This window comes from Paenibacillus caseinilyticus (genome assembly GCF_027533645.1).
Lineage (GTDB): Bacteria > Bacillota > Bacilli > Paenibacillales > NBRC-103111 > Paenibacillus_G > Paenibacillus_G caseinilyticus.
Genome location: NZ_JAQAGY010000011.1, coordinates 203,579 through 221,090, shown reverse-complemented (window position 1 = coordinate 221,090; position 17,512 = coordinate 203,579). Strand labels below are relative to the sequence as shown.

At 58.3% G+C, this 17,512-nt stretch carries 11 protein-coding genes; 10 read left to right on the top strand and 1 reads right to left on the bottom strand.

Features of this window, described 5'->3' with window-relative positions; all coding sequences use genetic code 11:
- Positions 1-511 precede the first annotated feature (511 nt).
- Positions 512-1,579, top strand: a complete 1,068-nt coding sequence (locus O9H32_RS18135) for an anthranilate phosphoribosyltransferase (RefSeq protein ID WP_269867532.1) — start codon at positions 512-514, stop codon at positions 1,577-1,579.
- Positions 1,580-1,649: 70 nt separating this feature from the next.
- Here the strand turns inward: O9H32_RS18135 and dapA are convergent, their stop codons facing one another.
- A complete protein-coding gene (dapA, locus tag O9H32_RS18130) occupies positions 1,650-2,540 on the bottom strand; it encodes a 4-hydroxy-tetrahydrodipicolinate synthase (protein WP_269867531.1) in 891 nt (296 codons plus the stop codon).
- 111 nt (positions 2,541-2,651) lie between these two features.
- On the opposite strand from dapA, the gene O9H32_RS18125 reads away from it, so the two are divergent.
- The 9 genes from O9H32_RS18125 to O9H32_RS18085 all read left to right on the top strand — a co-directional run bounded on the left by O9H32_RS18125 (position 2,652) and on the right by O9H32_RS18085 (position 17,412).
- Positions 2,652-3,563: a LysR family transcriptional regulator gene (locus O9H32_RS18125; protein ID WP_269867530.1), complete on the top strand. Its 912-nt coding sequence runs from the start codon at positions 2,652-2,654 to the stop codon at positions 3,561-3,563.
- A gap of 441 nt (positions 3,564-4,004) precedes the next feature.
- Positions 4,005-5,762: an RICIN domain-containing protein gene (locus O9H32_RS18120; protein ID WP_269867529.1), complete on the top strand. Its 1,758-nt coding sequence runs from the start codon at positions 4,005-4,007 to the stop codon at positions 5,760-5,762.
- Between the two features lie 293 nt (positions 5,763-6,055).
- On the top strand, positions 6,056-8,317 hold the full coding sequence (locus tag O9H32_RS18115) for a helix-turn-helix domain-containing protein (protein ID WP_269867528.1): 2,262 nt from the start codon (positions 6,056-6,058) through the stop codon (positions 8,315-8,317).
- A 290-nt stretch (positions 8,318-8,607) separates the two neighbouring features.
- Positions 8,608-10,173: an extracellular solute-binding protein gene (locus tag O9H32_RS18110; protein ID WP_406627341.1), complete on the top strand. Its 1,566-nt coding sequence runs from the start codon at positions 8,608-8,610 to the stop codon at positions 10,171-10,173.
- A gap of 106 nt (positions 10,174-10,279) precedes the next feature.
- Positions 10,280-11,242, top strand: a complete 963-nt coding sequence (locus tag O9H32_RS18105) for an ABC transporter permease (protein WP_269867526.1) — start codon at positions 10,280-10,282, stop codon at positions 11,240-11,242.
- A gap of 62 nt (positions 11,243-11,304) precedes the next feature.
- On the top strand, positions 11,305-12,177 hold the full coding sequence (locus O9H32_RS18100) for a carbohydrate ABC transporter permease (protein ID WP_269867525.1): 873 nt from the start codon (positions 11,305-11,307) through the stop codon (positions 12,175-12,177).
- A gap of 59 nt (positions 12,178-12,236) precedes the next feature.
- Positions 12,237-13,220, top strand: coding sequence for a sugar phosphate isomerase/epimerase family protein (locus O9H32_RS18095; protein WP_269867524.1), 984 nt, complete (start codon positions 12,237-12,239; stop codon positions 13,218-13,220).
- Between the two features lie 75 nt (positions 13,221-13,295).
- Positions 13,296-15,035: a hypothetical protein gene (locus O9H32_RS18090; protein ID WP_269867523.1), complete on the top strand. Its 1,740-nt coding sequence runs from the start codon at positions 13,296-13,298 to the stop codon at positions 15,033-15,035.
- A 55-nt stretch (positions 15,036-15,090) separates the two neighbouring features.
- The gene (locus O9H32_RS18085) at positions 15,091-17,412 is read left to right on the top strand and encodes a glycoside hydrolase family 88/105 protein (RefSeq protein ID WP_269867522.1); all 2,322 of its coding nucleotides are present in this window, start codon (positions 15,091-15,093) and stop codon (positions 17,410-17,412) included.
- The last annotated feature ends 100 nt before the right edge of the window (positions 17,413-17,512 follow it).

Here is a 17,512-nt window from a genome sequence, read left to right as displayed (position 1 = left end):
TTTGAAAAGTTTTATCGAATCAAGTTACATGTAGGTCAGTTCATGAAGCGAATCAACAAGCATCCATTGATGACAATTGATCGACTACTCTTAAGGTTATAATCTTAATTGCGTCTTATATAGTTGAAAAATGTCGGGAAGAGCGCCTTCATATCCAATTGATTTGTACAGAGGATCACATCGCTTACTATAACAAGTTAGGCTTTGAAGTATTTGCCGCAGCAATGAAGGATCAAGGGATTCATAGATCATAAACAAGGCCGTCCCTGTTGAAGGGCGGCCTTTTGGTTAGGCGCAGAAGGGTCAGAGAGCCGAGCATCCGTTCATCATTTTGTCACCAATAAAATAATGAGGACTAAACATTTAACTTCATTTAAGTTTTCTTTAAGGATTCTCGCTTATAGTGATTATGTAATTATTTGTAATACTTGTTAAATTGTTATATACATCCATCGGCATCTAAATCAACATAGAATTCGGCATAGAAACCAAAGAATCTCGGAGGGAGCATATGGAAGAGTGGATCAATATCACTGGAAGGGGCCGGCAAGGCTCCCGGCATCTGACATATGAAGAGGCCGTCCAGGCTGCCCATATGGTAGCCAGGGGCGAGTCCACCGATGCGCAAACCGCCGCATTCTTAATCGCCATGCGGATGAAAGGGGAGTCATTCGAGGAAGTCAAAGGATTCATCGATGTATTCCGGAAATACTCGCTTCCTTACAAGCCATTCCCCCATTCCCTGAACTGTGCCGGGCCTTATGACGGGCGGCTGTACTTCCCTGTGACTCTTCCGGTTTCCCTGCTGCTGGCTTCGGCCGGCTTCCCCCAGGTTCTGCATGGCAGCGAATCGCTTCCACCCAAGCTTGGCGTATCTCTGAAGGAGCTGCTCGAAGGACTGGGCGTCCAGGTGGAGCTGCAAGCCAAGGAATGGGAGGACCTCTTCCGCAGTCTCGGGATCGGATTCATCTGGACCGAGCTGATCTGTCCTCCGCTTGGCCGGGTGCGGCCCGTCCGCAAACAGCTCGCGCTCCGCACCTTCCTCAATAGGATCGAGAAGATCTTGAACCCCGTTCAATCCCAATACATGCTGATTGGGGTCAATCACGAAGCGGCCATGGATCAGCTGACCCATCTCCTGCCGCAGCTGGGCATCGAGACGGCCTATGCCATACAAGGGATCGAGGGCTCGGAGGACCTGCCCACTTACAAGACGACGCTGGTCCGCAGGGTGAACCCATGGGGAGATACGACCAGCATGATCGACCCGGCGGTCTTCGGGTTCAGCGGCAAGCCCCTGGAGCCATGCTCCAAGGAAAAGCAGCTTCAGCTTTTGAACCGGATTCTCCAAGGGGAGGAGGGCCCGGATCTTCACAATGAAAAGGAGCATATCGTATTCAACGCCGGCCTGCGTTTGTATTGGTTCGAGAAAGTGGAATCCTACGAGGAGGGCTTCCAGCTGGCCCGCACTCTATTGGAAAGGGGGGACCCGTATAAGCTTCTCGCCAAATGGAGAGACCTCAGTTCGCGAAGCGGAATGTTCCTGGCCGAGGCAGGCGGAGTCGGATCGTTCCGGTGAACCTGAAGCCCTGTCCCCAGCAGGAAGGGGAGCAGGGCTGCTTGTTTATCGGAAGCTTTGATTCGAAAGGTTATTCAGCCGGATTGCGCATCGTTTGTTCGAATTCCAGCTGCAGTCCTTTGGTAATGGGTACCATGGGCAAACGGAGGGTGCCGGATGCAAGAATCCCTTGCCGGGCAAGCAGCCATTTGAGAGGCGCAGGGTTGGATTCCTGGAATAAGCGCTCGATGAAGGGAACCAGGAGATCGAATGCCTTTTGCGCTGCAATAAAGTCACCTTGGCTGGCCAGACGGAAGACATGGATAAACGCGGACGTATTCACATTCGCCGACGCGAGTATACCGCCGCTGGCACCTTGGGTTAACATCGCATGAAAATAAAGGTCCTCGCCGCAGAGAATCGGCTTAGTACCAAGGCGTGTCAATTCGGTGATGAGCGCGAGGCCGCCTGAGCTGTCTTTCAAACCAATAACCCCGTTCAGCTCCATAATTCTTCTTATCGTATCCGCGCTTAACCGTACACCCGTACGGAACGGGACCTCGTAGGCAATAATGGGTACACCGACTTGTGCCACCTGCCGAAAATGCTCGAGAATGCCCTCTTGCGATGGACGGCTGTAGTAGGGGGTCACGACAAGGACTGCATCCGCACCGAGTTGTCCTGCCATTTCTGTCCGTCTCACGGTAGAACGCGTATCATTCGTTCCCGTACCTATGACGACTGGTATATGGCTCTGCCTCCCCGACATACATGCTCTCGTTGCATGGAAGAGATCTGCCACCTCTTCCCAAGAAACCGTAGGAGCTTCTCCCGTGGTACCGTTAATGACCACTCCTTGAATATCCTCTTCTAACAGCTTCCCTAAGTAGGTCCGGTACGAATCCGTATCGAGCTCCGCATTCGGCAAGAAGGGGGTTACGACCGGCACATAGATCCCTTTCAAATCCCGTTCATTCAGCATTTTTTTCCTCCCCATGTTCTGAAGTGATTTTATATTATCATGGTATTTTGCATCAGTGTTATCTATAATAAGTGATGAGCAGTATCAATATTATTAATGTGGTGGGAGAGCATGGAATTAACCTATTTTCAAACCTTCCGGGAGGTCGCCGTCCGCCAGAGCTTCACCCGGGCAGCCGAGGAACTCGGCTATGCGCAGTCCAGTGTTACGATACAGATTCAGAAACTGGAGAAGGCATACGGCGTACCCTTATTCGAGCGGTATGGCAGGCGGCTTCGTCTGACATCGGCAGGAGAGGAATTGCTGAAGATTGCTGTTCAAATGCTCGATCTATATCAGCAGTCAAAAGAAACGATAACCCGGCAGGGAGGGGGAACCCTGACGATGGGGACGATCGATTCCATAGCTTCCTACGTTCTTCCGCCCTTGATCCAACAACTTCGGCAGAACTATCCCGATCTTGCTATCCGGCTTCAGCCAGACCGCGAAACACTCATTGTAAACAAAGTCAAGGAAGGCGAAATCGACATAGGACTCATCCTGGACAGGAAACCATCAGATCCCACTCTGCAATGGATCATGATAAAAGAAGAGCCGTTGGTCTTGATAGCCCATGCGGATCATCCCTTATCCGTGCTGACAGAAGTAGATCTCGGCCATCTAAGCGGCATGGTATGGATTATGGCAGAGGAAAGCTGCAATTACCGGATCATGCTGGAGAAGGTACTGCGGGGCAGCGGAATCCCGTATCGGATCGGTTTAGAACTAGGCAATCCGGAAGCCATTAAACGATGTGTAATGGCTGGCTCCGGTATCTCCCTTTTGCCAAGAATGGCAGCCGCAGATGAGATACGGAGAGGAGAGCTGGCAGTGCTCCCATTCACGCATCCCGACATCCGGCTGGATTTACAAATGGTTATTCACCCCAAGAAGTGGATCTCGCAACCGTTATTGGAGTTTATGGAAATGCTGAAGTCGAGCCCGGATGCTGCAGATAAAGGAGACAACAAATTACTCATGTAACGCCGCGTCCAACGCGGCTTCTTTGCGTTAGCCGGGAACACACAATCAAATAAGTTATATAACGAAAATAATAAATAAACCCTTCAATGCGTTGTAGTAAACTCTTACATTACCTTATTTAGGATAATTCGATACAAGAAAAGCGTATACAGTACATTTTAGTTTATCCGAATAGGAAATATAATGAAAGCGATAACAACGATAACAAGTGGGTGTATGTGCAGGCTCTAAGGTGGACTCTATTTATTTTCACGGTTGACATTAATGACTCTCTCCATTCACTCCTTAGAGAGAGCATTAATATAAATGTAAGCATCTTCACTCCTGTTGTGATGACAAGAGTGCTTGTAGTCTAATCATATAAGGAAGGAGGTTATAGGCCAAAGTGCAGACTACAGCAAGTTGATGCTTACAAACTACTATATTCTGGAGGTTAGAATAGTGAAAAAGATATTGTCGTACCTGCTTATGCCCACACTGCTACTCAGTATCATACCGCCACTCGGTGTTGCTGCTGCAACGAAGGCTCCTCTTGACAACACTGCCGCTTCAAGTGCTGCAGCCTCAGGGATTATCTCCGGTGAGGTTTACAAGCTTACAGCCAAGCACAGCGGAAAAAACTTGGATGTAGAAGGAGGCTCTACTGCAGATGGTGCCAATGTACAGCAATGGTCCGACAATGGAAATCCCCAGCAGCAATGGAAGATCGTTGATGTTGGAAGCGGGTACTATAAATTAATTTCGCAATCCAGCGGCAAAGCATTGGATGTGGCCGGATCTTCTGCTAACGACGGTGCGAATGTACTGCAATGGACGGACAATGGCCAGTCAAACCAAAAATGGAAAATTGTCGATGCCGGCGAAGGGTATTATAAGCTCGTGGTCCAATCCAGCGGTAAAGCACTCGATGTGACCGGAGGCTTTACGAACGATGGAGCCAATGTACAGCAGTGGACATATACTGGTGCTCCGCAGCAAAAATGGAAATTGACCCGGGTAACGACACTTCCGGATACCACCGCGCCTACAGCTCCGACCCATCTTGCAAGCCCTTCCAAAACGGCTGCATCAGTCAGCCTTACATGGACCGCATCCATAGATAACGCAGGAGTAATGGGTTATGACATCTTCTGCGGAAGTAATCTGGTCGGTTCAAGCACAACAACCAGCTATACCGTCACAGGTTTAACCGCCAACACAACGTACAGCTTCACGGTACAAGCAAAAGACGCCGCAGGCAACAAGTCTGTAAAAAGCAGCGCATTAAGTGTGACAACAAGTGATGGTGATGTTAGTACAAAAGACGGCTTCTACATACAAGGCACGACTCTCTATGATGCAAATGGAAATCCCTTTGTCATGCGGGGGGTCAACCATGCTTATAATTGGTATAAAGGACAAGAATCCGTCGCCATTCCGGCCATTGCCAAAACAGGAGCCAATACGATAAGGATTGTTCTCTCTGATGGTCAGAAGTGGACCAAAGACAGTCTATCCTCCTTACAAAACTTGATCGCATTAAGTGAACAAAATAAGCTGGTGACCATCCTCGAGGTACACGATGGGACGGGCTCCGATAGTGCAGCCGTTTTGGAGAATATAGCCAATTACTGGATTGAAATGAAAAGCGCACTGATCGGCAAGGAGAAGACCGTTATCCTAAACATTGCCAATGAATGGTATGGCACATGGAACAGTGCCGGTTGGGCCAGTGGCTACACGTCCGTTATTCCTAAGCTTCGAGCTGCCGGGATTAAAAACACCATTATCGTAGACGCAGCGGGGTGGGGACAATACCCTCAGTCGATTGTGGACAATGGACAGCAGGTATTGAATTCCGATCCGCTCAAAAATACGATGTTCTCTATCCACATGTATGAGTACGCGGGCGGCAATGCGACAACAGTGCGAAGCAATATTGACAACGTGTTAAACAAAAATTTGGCACTCATTATCGGCGAGTTCGGAATTAGACATACAGACGGAGATGTTGACGAGGCAACGATCATGAGCTATTCCCAGCAAAAGGGCGTAGGCTATCTTGGATGGTCATGGAAAGGGAATGGTACGGGTCTTGAGTACCTCGATATGGCCAACGACTGGGCAGGTACTAGCTATACGGAGCAGGGCAATGCTATTATCAATGGCCCGAATGGGATTAAGGCGACTTCTAAGCCTAGCACGATATTCAACCGATAAGCCAACCGACCGAGCCAGCATCATTCGTTACCAAGGCACATTGGATCCCCGCTTGGGGTTCGGTGTGCTTTTTGGGGTCTATGGTCCGGCCTCCGCCATCCTGCACTTTTTATTGTAAGCGTTTCCTGTCCTGCGTTATAATAAGGCTGTTTCCGTTAGTTTCCACTTAGGGTTAGTCAGCCCGTTTTAGTTAATCGCTTAACCCAACTTGGTACGCCTATTTCCTTGCTGCTGTGCCGTATGCTCTGCATTCCCACTCTCTCCGCCAGAGGAGAAAGGAGAACGGTCTTCTTATGAAAAGAACATGGTACCACCGCCTCATCCTGTCGTATGTGCCGGTGATCTTTCTCCTGATCACGGTGCTGATCTTCGCGGCCCTGTCGGTCATCAGCGAGATCTCGATTCGGGAGACCGAGAAGGCGAACCGGATCTCCGCCCGCTATGTGATGGATTCCCTGGAGACGCGGCTGCGGGACATCGAGCGGGCCGTCCTGGAGGAGATGGGCGCAAGCGCCGCCCTCGGTGCCTTCTATGATCCGGGCGGTACTCCGGATCCGCTGCTTCCTTACCAGGTCTCGAAGGGGCTGCACCGGCTGACGGACGACCATCCGCTGATTCATTCGATCTATCTCTACCGCGCCCGCGACGGAGCCGTGCTGACCCTGAGCGGCATGGAAGACCTCCGTGTCTTCGCGGACCGCAGGTTCGTAGAGGACGCTGCCGGGCGGGAAGGAAATTCCCCCTGGTCGGGCGTGCGCAGGCTCAGAGAATGGGAGGGAGAGCCGGAGACCGAGGTGATCTCGCTGGCCAAGAGAGCCCTGCTCCCCTTGGGCGGCGACGGCATTGTCGTGGTCAATGTGAAGGCCCGCGGGCTCTTCGGGATTGCCGATGAAATGATCAACAAGGATCTCACATATATGGAAATCCGCAACGGGGATTCCCGGCTGTACACTTCCGCAGAGGGAGCCGGTCTGCAGGCGGAGACCAGTGCCGAGCCGACGGCCCGCCTGCACTCGGAAGCGCTCGGCTGGGAGATTGTCAGCGGTATCAAGCCCGGGGCACTGCTCGGAGGCTTATCGCTGCTCTCCCATCTCTGGGTATGGATCGGCGGCTTCGCCATCCTGATCTCCATCGGTTATCTGTTCTATATTACACGAAGCCACTATAAGCCCATCGAGAGCATCATGAGGCAGATTCAGGCTTACCAGAGCGGTGCCGGTGCAAGGCCGCAGAACAGCGACGAATTTTCGTTCATCGGCCGGGTGCTGGACAATCTAATGAACCAGACGGCGCAATACGAGAAGCAGTACAAGGAAGATCTGCTCGTCCGCCGCAGACAAGTGTTCCTCGAGCTGCTCTCGGGCCGGCCCGAACGCTCCGCGGCACAGTGGGAGGAGCTGCTCACGCGGCTCGGCATCGGGGGCGGGGGAGGGCGTTATACCGCGGCGGTCGTCGAGATCGACCGGTATGCCCGGTTCCGGGAGCAGTACAGTATGCGCGACCGGAATCTCCTCCAATTCGCGGTGACGAATGCGGCACAGGAATTTGCCGGCAGGGAGGGGCTGACGGTGTGGGCCGAATGGACCGAGGAGCACCGCCTTGGGGTTCTCTTCCTGGAGGATAGGGAGGAGGCGCAGGCCGGCAATCCGGCCGAGGTGCTGGACCGGCTGCGGACCTGGACCCCCGTGCATCTGAAGCTCTCGCTGACGGCGGGAATCGGCAGGCCGCGCGAGGAGATCACACAGGCCGGCGGCTCCTTCGCGGAGGCCCTGGCCGCTCTCCGATACAAAATGTCGCTCGGCGGCGGCAGGGTGCTCCGCTGCGAGGATCAGGCCGGGCAGCCGGCCGGGGATATTCATCCTTACTTCGGCCGCATCGATGCGCTCGTCCGCAGCTTCCGCCTGGCGGATGAGGATTGGGAAGACCAGGCGGCGGAGCTGCTGCTGGCGCTGGAGGGGGATCTGCTCCGGGATGACGCCATCCTGGTGCTCCTGGAGTATTGGGCCGGAGCGCTTCGCCGGGCTCTGGAGGAGCTCGGCGGAGAAACTCTGACTTACTGGGAGCGGCAGGCAGAGCCGGAGCTGCTGCAGGCGATGGAGGAGCTGGACACGCTCGAAGAGCTTCTGCCGTCCTGGAAGCGCACGCTCGAAGGGCTGCACCGGCAGTATCTGGCCCATACGGACCGGCATGGCCGGCGGGGACTGGCCGGGGAGATCCGCCGGTTCATCGAAGGCGACTATGCCAATGCCGACCTGTCGCTCTCGCTCATCAGCGACAAGTTCGGTGTCGGGGCCAAGTACGCCAGCCAGCTGTTCAAGGAGGAGTTCGGCATGAAGTTCGTCGACTACCTCTGCTCCCTGCGGATGGAGCAGGCCAAGCGTCTGCTGCTCGAGACCGATGCTTCCCTGCCTGAGATCTCCCAGCAGGTCGGCTATACGCATTCCATCTCGTTCGGCCGCACGTTCAAGAAGGTCGTCGGCGTCACGCCGGGGGATTACCGCAAATATATGCAGCCGCCCGGGAACCGCGGGGTGACGGGCGAATCGATGTCTTAGTACGCCGGCTCCAGGTCTGGCAACCCGCGCTGCAGAGCGAATTCGGACCGAGTTCTGCCGCCGGAGTTGGTGTCCGGAAAACGGTTGGTGTGCCGTTCGTAGGGGCTCCGCCGTTTGGGTTGGCGGCACAGAAACATGCTGGTTGACCCTGCCGCTCGCCCCCGGTTATAACAGGGATATTCCCGCCGGACTCCGGTGACCCGCAGAAATGACAGCGGTACCAATGGAGCGGCGATACGCCAAGAAGGGGTGGATGAAGGATGAAATGGAGAAGAGGGAGCGCAGCCGTCATGTCGGCCGTACTTACAACAGGGCTGCTCGCTGGCTGTTCGGACAATAGTTCCCAGGGGCAGGGGGCTGCAGGAACGCAGGGAGCCGGGGCAGGCACAGGCTCAGGTCCCGTAACGCTCAAGGTGGAGATCTTCGACCGGGGCAACTCCCCGGCAGGCAAGACCGCTACGAACAATGACAATACGCAGTGGATCCAGGAGACCTTCGGTAAGCCGAATAACATCAAACTCGAGTTCGTACCTGTTCCGAGGTCGCAGGAGATCGAGAAGCTCAATGTGCTCATGGCCAGCGGCGACGCGCCCGACATCGTCTTCACCTACGATTCCAACCTTGTATATAAGTACGTGAAGCAGGGCGGACTGACCGATCTCGGCAAGGTGATCGACGAGCACGGTCCGAATCTGAAGTCTTACCTCGGAGAGGATACGCTCGCTTACGGCAAGTTCGACGGCGTGCAGTACGCGATCCCGGCGAAGCGGGCGTACCTTGGCAAATATTCCTCGATGATCCGACAGGACTGGCTCGATAAGCTCGGCCTCCCCCTCCCGCAGACGACGGACGAGGTGTATGCAGCGCTCAAGGCATTCAAGGAGAAGCAGCCGGGCGGCCCGCAGACGGTTCCTCTCGGCTTCTCGCTGGCCCCGGCTTCCTATGAGCCGATCATCTGGCCATTCATCGGGAAGACGACGGAGGAAGAGAAATATACGATGCTCCAGCAGCTCGGCTCCCGGGACAATCCGCTGCTCCTTCCGGGGCATAAGGATGCCTTTCGGTTCCTGAACAAGCTGTATAACGAAGGACTGATGTCCCCGGATTTTGCACTGGATAAGGATAAAAAGAAGCTGCAGCAGGATATCATGACCGGCAAGGTCGGCATGTACGCGGAGGATGCAGGCGGAAGCTACGGCAAGGCGCCGGATATTCTGGGCGTGCTGCGCAAGAATGTGCCGGAAGCGATCGTGAAGCCGGTCGACCCCTATACGAATGCGGAGGGCAAGCATGTCAAGCCGTCCTACCAGCCGGCGGGCATGTACATCATGATCCCGAAGAGCAGCACAAAGGCGGCTGAAGCCGTCAAGTATCTGAACTGGATGGCATCGAAGGACGTGCTGATCACCCTGTCGAGCGGTCTGGAGGGCACGAATTATACGATGAAGGACGGTCTGCCGGTCATCAAGGACGACACCGAGACGCAGAACCGGCTCTATAATGCCGGCGACATGCGCCTGGTGGCCAACGGCATCGACTTCGGCAGCAGCGAGCTCAATCTCAAGTCGATGACGGTAAGTTTGAAGGGACAGGACGCGGAGGATGCGATGCAGGCGTTCAAGAACGGCCTGACGGAGGGCCTGCCGCCGGTCCGCTTCGACCACCCGATCGCCGCCGAAGTGAAGTACGGCAACGCGCTGGCCGACAAGTACGACGAGCTGCTCGTGAAGTCGGTGATGGCGAAGCCAGACGCATTCGACGGGGTGTACGACAGCATGGTGAAGGACTACATGAACAGCGGCGGCGAAGAGGTCCGCAAGGAACGGACGGAAGCCTACAAGTCGATGAAGAAATAAGGCTGCTGCAGGCGGGTAGGGAATATAAAAAGAGGGCCGGAGTGCGTAACGCCTGTGAGCAGGATATGAGGCGCCTTACGCATCCGGCTTCCAGGGAGGGAACCACATGGAGAATCTGCAGGCGGAGATTCCGCGGGCGGGCGCGAGAAGACGGCTCGGCCTCGCGAAGGGGGCCGGCCTATATCTGGGCCGCTACTGGCAGCTCTACGCGATGCTGGCGCTGCCGATGCTCTACTTCTTCGTCTTCAAGTACGGGCCGATGTACGGCGTCACGATCGCATTCAAGGATTTTAACCTGTTCCAGGGGATATCGAAGAGCCCGTGGATCGGGCTCGATACGTTCCGCAGCATCTTCAAGATGGACTCGTTCTATCTGGCGCTGCGCAATACGTTCATGCTCAACTTTCTCGACCTCGTCTTCTCGTTCCCTGCGCCGATTCTGCTCGCGGTGATGCTCAATGAGCTGCGCAGCCCGGCGTTCAAGAAAATTTCGCAGACCATCTTGTATCTGCCGCATTTCATATCCTGGGTCATCATCGGGGGAATCGTCTACCAGGTGTTCGCGACGAACACAGGGATGGTCAATCTGTTCCTGGGACGCCTCGGGCTCGGACCGTTTCCGTTCCTCTCCGACAAAGTATACTGGCTCTTCACCTATCTCGGCACCGGGATCTGGCAGAGCGCCGGGTGGGGGACGATCATTTACTTGGCGGCGATGACAGGAATCAACAAGGAGCTGTACGAAGCGGCCGAGGTGGACGGTGCGGGCAGGCTGGCCCGGATCTGGAACATCACGCTGCCGGGCATCCGCTCCACGATCGTCGTGCTGCTCGTGCTGAAGCTCGGCGAGATGGTACAGATCGGCTTCGAGCGTCCTTTCGTCATCGGCAACGTGACGGTCAGCGAATATTCGGAGGTGCTCAGTACCTTCGTGTACAAGATGGGGATGGAGACCGGGGAATATTCGGTCGCGACGGCCGTGGGCTTTTTCCAGGCGGTGGTCGGGCTCGTGTTCATCCTCACCTCCAATTATATCTCGAAGAAAACGACGGACGAAGGCATCATCTGATGATGCCGGCCCGCTGTCCGATAAATCCATGAAGACCGCAAGCCGAAAGGAGGCCCATTCGCATGAATGCCAAGCTCGGAAGCCGTCTGTTCGACGGCTTGAACTACCTGCTTCTGTCGCTCTGCGTGCTGTTATGCCTGGCGCCGTTCCTGCATATTGTGGCGGTGTCGCTGAGCTCCAACCGGCCGATCATGTCGGGGGCCGTCACGCTGTTTCCCGTCGACCTGAACTTCGAAGCCTACAACCGCGTCTTCTCGGATCTGACGATGCTTCGCTCGCTCGGCCTGACGGTCGGCCTGACACTCGGGTTCACCGTGCTCTGCATGGCGATGACGATCTGTGCCGCATACCCTCTGACGAAGACGGAGCTCAAGGGACGCAAACTCGCGATGTATCTCATCGTCTTCACCATGTTCTTCAGCGGGGGGATCATCCCCGAATATATCCTGATCAAGCAGCTGCACCTCGTGAACTCGCTGTGGTCGCTGGTTCTGCCGCTGCTCGTCAATCCGTTCTATCTCATCATCCTCATTACGTTCTTTAACTCGATCCCGAAGAGCCTCGAAGAGTCGGCGGAGCTCGACGGCTGCAGCCACTTCGGCACGCTGGTGCGCATCATTCTGCCGCTGTCGATGCCGGCTGTCGCAACGCTCAGCCTCTTCTACGCCGTCAACCGCTGGAACGGCTTCATGGATACGCTCTTTTACATTACGGATACGAATCTGTATCCTCTGCAGCTGAAGCTCTACCAGCTTATCATGAATTCGATGATGACCGACCAGATGCAGATGGAAGGCGCGCAGATCATCCAAGTGCTGCCGGAGAGCCTTAAGGCGGCGAGCATCGTCTTCGCCACCGTGCCGATCCTGATCGTTTATCCGTGGCTGCAGCGGTATTTTGTGTCGGGTATTATGCTCGGTTCCGTCAAAGGGTAACCCGGGTTCCTTCAGGGGCCTGCTGCGGCCGGCTTCACGTACAATATAACATCAGGCAGATGAAGGAAGGAGCAGTGATTGTGATAGACAAAGGTATGTATTCGTTCTCCACCTGCTGGAATATCAAAAGACATACGAGCGGCCGGGAGCTAATCGACGAGATCCGGGCCCTAGGGTTCAGACGGGTGGAGCTCAACTACAACATTACGCGGGAGCTGCTGGAGACGATCGAGCCGATGATCGAGCAGGGGGAGATCGCAGTGTCCAGCGTACATAACGTCTTCCCGTTCGTGAACGACAAGGCTTACGACACGGATTCGGTGATGCTCGGCTATGACGATGAAGCGATGAGGAAGAGGTCCGTAGAGCTGCTGCTGCAATCGATGGAATATGCCCACCGGTACGGGGCAGAAGCAGTGGTGGTCCACCCCGGCGAGGTACCGTTCGAGAGCAATATCGATGCGGAGCTGAAAGGGCTGTGGCAGGCTCACGGACCGCAGTCGCCGCAGTACCGGGCGCTCTGGGACCGCATGATGGAACGCCGGTCGGCGCTGGCGCCAAGATACGTGCAGCGCATTGCCGAGAGCCTCGAGGAGGCGTGCGAAGAGGCGGCGCGGCGGGAGTGGAATGCGGCCATCGGCATTGAGACGCGCTCTCGCTGCTACCAGATCCCAACGCTCAGGGAGGCGGCGGAGATCTGCGGCAGACTGCAGGGGGCGCCGGTGCACCTGTGGCTCGACACCGGGCATGCGATGATGATGCAGCGGATGGGACTCTATGATGCAGAGACGGAGCTAGAGGAGGTTAAGCGCTTCATTTATGGCGTGCACCTTCATGAAACCCTCGGTCTGTCGGATCATTGGTGCCCGTATGTCCACAGCGGGGAAGACCGGTATTATGACCCGTATCTGGAAGCCATTGCGCTCGCGAAAGTCAAGGTATATGAGCTCAAAGCCGCGTGTCTGCCGGAGGAGATTCACCGGTGTCACGATATCCTGACCGGTAAGCTGCAGACCTTGCAGGACAGTGCGGCGGCGGGCTGAACCGGCCGGGCGGGGAGAGGCTGAGGACGGAAGATCTAACGCAAAATCCGACGCAGAGAAGGGAAATGATGAAGCTTGGATGCCATATTCCGGAATTTGATCCGCATGAATGACGAATGGACGGAAGCTTCCCTGCGAGGGCAGATCAGGGATGCTGCTTCCCGCTATAATGGAGGCGTGCGCGACGAGAGCGGCATCGCCCGCCCTACCCATGTGGGCACGCCCCGCCACATGGCGGTCTGGGCGTGTGCGCTGGTGCACCCGGACTCCCGTTATTACCACGATGAAGAGCTGCTGGAGGCGTTCGGGCATGCCTGCGATTTCATCCTGAACCGCCAGCATCCGGACGGCACGGTATCGCTCGGCTCGACGAACTTCAACTCGCCGCCCGATACCGCCTTCGTGGTGGGCGGCCTCGCGCAGGTGTACCGGCTGCTCGAGGGGCACGAGTGGGCTCCGCTGGCCGGAGCCCGGGAGAAGCTTCGCCTGTTCCTTGCGCGGACCATCCCCGCAATGGAGACCGGCGGGTGCCATACGCCGAACCACCGCTGGGTACTGACCGCAGCGCTCTCGATGCTCCATGAGCTGTTCGGCCGGCCGGAGCTGGCGGCCCGGGCCGAGGAATGGCTCGCCGAAGGCATGGACATTACGTCGGACGGGGAGTGGACCGAACGGAGCAACGGCATCTACAATGCCGTGAGCGATATCGCGCTGTACCATACCGCAAGGCTGCTGGGCCGGCCAGAGCTGCTCGAGTATGTACGCCGCAACCTGAAGATGATGGCGTACCTGTTCCATCCCGGAGGCGAGGTCGTAACGGATTATTCGGGCCGGCAGGACTTCGGCCAGGCGGCCGATCCCGCTCCGTATGCGCTGGTCTGCCGCCTGATGGCTGCGCACGACCGCGACGGGCTCCTCGCCGAGATGGCGGATTACGCCGCTGGCTTTGTCCGCCAGCCGGAGGCGGTCAATAACAACCTGCTGCTCGGGTATCTGCTCGACCCGTCGCTGAGCCTTGCGGGAGTGGAGCGGACCCCGCTGCCGGACCGCTACGAGGTGGTGCTGAACGGCACGCACCCGGTGCGCGAGCATACGGCCTTGGCGGAGAAGGCCGGGCATGGCCTGCGGATCCTCCACTCCTCGATGCACCTGGCCTTCGGCTCGCCGGTGGTCCGCATCCGCGACGGGGAGCTGAGCGCCACGGTGATGGCCGGCACGCCGTCCTTCATGTCGCTGCGGCACGGAGCGGCCAAGCTGCTCGGCGTGAAGCTGGCGGCTTCGTTCGAGCCGGGCATCGTGAAGTTCGATGAGCTCCAACAGCCGGGAGGCGGCGTGTACCGGCTGGTACGCACGGCGGAGAAGGGCTACAACGGCCCCGTACCGCAGGAGCTGCTGCCTGCAAGGCCCGGCAGCGGGGACCTCTCGCCGTGGTACCTGCTCCCGCACCAGCTCCGGCCGATGACGCATCTGCAGGAGCACCGGCTGGAGGCGGAGGTGAGCCGTACAGGAAGCGAGTGGAAGATCCGCGTGCGGTCCGACGAACGGGAAGACGTGCTGGCGCAGCTCACGTTCGTCTTCGGACCCGGCGGGGAGCTGGACGGCGAAGGGCTGCAGCCGGCTGGCGAGGGCCGGCACTTCCTCACGGGAGGCCATGCCGTGTACCGTGCCGGCAGGGCGGCCATGGAGCTTACGGGCGGAGCGTTCGAGCACCGGCTCCCTGAACTCCGCGAGGATGTCCATCCGGCGGGCTGCCGCTGTGTGCATGTGAATCTCGTGACGCCGTTTGACCATACGGTAACGATCCGGCTGCTGTAAGCCCCGGGGACTTCATGGATGAAGGAAGGAAGATGGAAAGATAGGAGGAGCTGGAATGACGGTATATTTCGATGAGGGAGAAAGCCTGCGGTACCGGTTCGGGGAGGACGATGCCGCTATGCTGGGCGTGATCGCCGGCCGGTATGTCGGCGCGAATCCGCCGGCTGGCTTCGTCTGGCGCGCCTTCAGCACCGCCGGGGTGCTGCAGACGAAGGGAGGTCTGTACGATCTGAACCTCGCTCCCCGGTTCCCGGAAGCCGGTCCCGGAGAGTACGCTTACGCGGCAGCCCTGGTGTGGAGCGACAACCGGCGCTCCTTGGATCTGCAGCTTGCTCCACTTGGCCCGCTGCGGTTCTTCTTGAACGGAAGCCTGGCGTACCGCTCCTCCGTGGTGGAGGAGCTGAGGGCGGATGCGCGCGTCACGCTGCCCCTCGAGCTGTCCGAAGGGTGGAACACCCTGTGGCTCGAGGCGCAGTGGACGCCGGCCGGATTCGGCTGCCTCCTCGGCGCCGAGGAGGCCAAGGTGCGCATCCTGAACGTGCTCGCCCCGTTCGAGGAGCGGGCCGGCCAGGCCGGCTGGGTGTTCTCCCGGCCGGCGGCGGGCCGGCGCTTCGAGGACGGCGCCCTGCCGGATCTGCGCGGCAGCGAAGCGGCCACGGGCCTCCAGTGGCTGCCGCAGGCCGGCTGGAGCGGCGCCGAGGCGGCGATGCCCGCGCCCGAGCGGCTGTTCGGCCGCGGGCCGGGCCGGACGGCGTTCGCCCGGACGCTGCTGCAGCGCACGGACGCCGGCAGCGGTCCGCTCACGCTGGCCGGGTCGGCCGCAGGGCCGCTCGCCGTGTGGGCGGGCGGACGGTTGGTGGCCGACCTGCCGGAAGGCGGGGCGTTCCGCGAGAGCCTGCCGCTCGGCTGGGGCGCGCACGATGTGCTCGTCCGCACCGGCTGCCCGGAGGCGGACGCGTGGAACTTCACGCTTGAGGCTTCACTCGAACCCCCACTCGAAGCCTCACTCGAAGCCTCACTCGAAGCTTCTTTAGACAGCAGCCCGGCCGGCTGCCGTCTGGCCCTGCCGCTGACCGTGCACGGCGCCGGCGAAGGGCCTTGGCTGTGGCTGGGGCCGTTCGAAGACGGCGGGGAGCTCCCGGCCTGGGAAGCGCTGCTGAGGACGGACCGGGTCTATCCCGGCGGGGAGGGAGGACTGTATTGGAGTCTCGATCTTCCAGAGGTGCGTATCCGGCCTTATTACGAGAATGCAATGCTGAGCTCCCGCTGGACGGTCGGCACTGTGACCAATTATGGCCGGTGGGATTACCCGCTCGGCGTGACGGTATACGGGCTGCTGCAGGCGGGACGCTGGCTCGGCCGCAGCGACCTTGTCTCCTATGCGCAGGCTCATGTGCAGGCCTGCACGGAGATGGACGCGTATGCCCGCTGGGACGAGGTTCAGTACGGGTTCCCCGCCTTGAACCAGCAGCTCGTGCAGATCCGCATGCTGGACAACTGCGGCTCGTTCGGCTCGGCGATGCTCGAGGCCCTGGAGGACAGCGGGGATGCCCGCTTTCGGGAGGAGGCCGGGACGATTGCGGAGCGGATCGCGGACTTCATGCTGCGCCGCCTGGAGCGGCGGGAGGACGGTGCCTTCTACCGTCTGTGTCCGGGCGAGTATTCGGCCCATACGATGTGGGCCGACGACCTCTACATGAGCACGCCGTTCCTATGCCGGTATGCCCGGCTGACCGGCTCCCGGGAAGCTTGGGACGAGGCGGCGGCACAGTTCCTGCGCTTCCGGCGCTATCTCTTCCTGCCGGAGAAGCGGATTATGTCGCATGTGTATGACTTCAAATACGGGCGGGCCACCGGCATCCCCTGGGGACGCGGCAACGGCTGGACGCTGTTCTCGCTATCGGAGGTGCTGGAGGCGCTGCCTGAGGACCATGCGGACCGCCCGGCGCTCCTGGCGTTCTTCCGGGAGCTGTGCGCCGGTTATTCGGCGCTGCAGGGCGAACGCGGGCTGTGGCGCCAGGTGCTCGACGACCCCGAAGCCTACGCGGAGGCGTCCTGCACGGCTATGTTCGCGTACGGCTTCGCCCGGGGCGTGCGCTTCGGCTGGCTGGAGGGCGGGGAGACGAAGTACACCGCCGCAGCGCTGAAGGCCTGGGAAGGGCTGACTCGGCATGCGATCGACCGGCACGGGAATGTGCACGGCGTCTGCAGCGGTTCGCGCTACGCGTTCACAGCCGACTACTACAAGTACGACCTGCGCACCGTGCTCAACGACAACCACGGTATTGGCATCATGATGCTGGCGGGCACGGAGATCGCGAAGCTGAAACGGAGCCTCGCCGCACGGGTACCGGCATCGCAGGTGAGCCTCATCTGAGCAAGTGTTCGGTCATGCGGAGCATCGAAGCGAGCGCAGGCCGTTATGCTGTACTCAGACCGCTTGCTGGGACTGCACACGGAATCACAGCCGGGCCTGC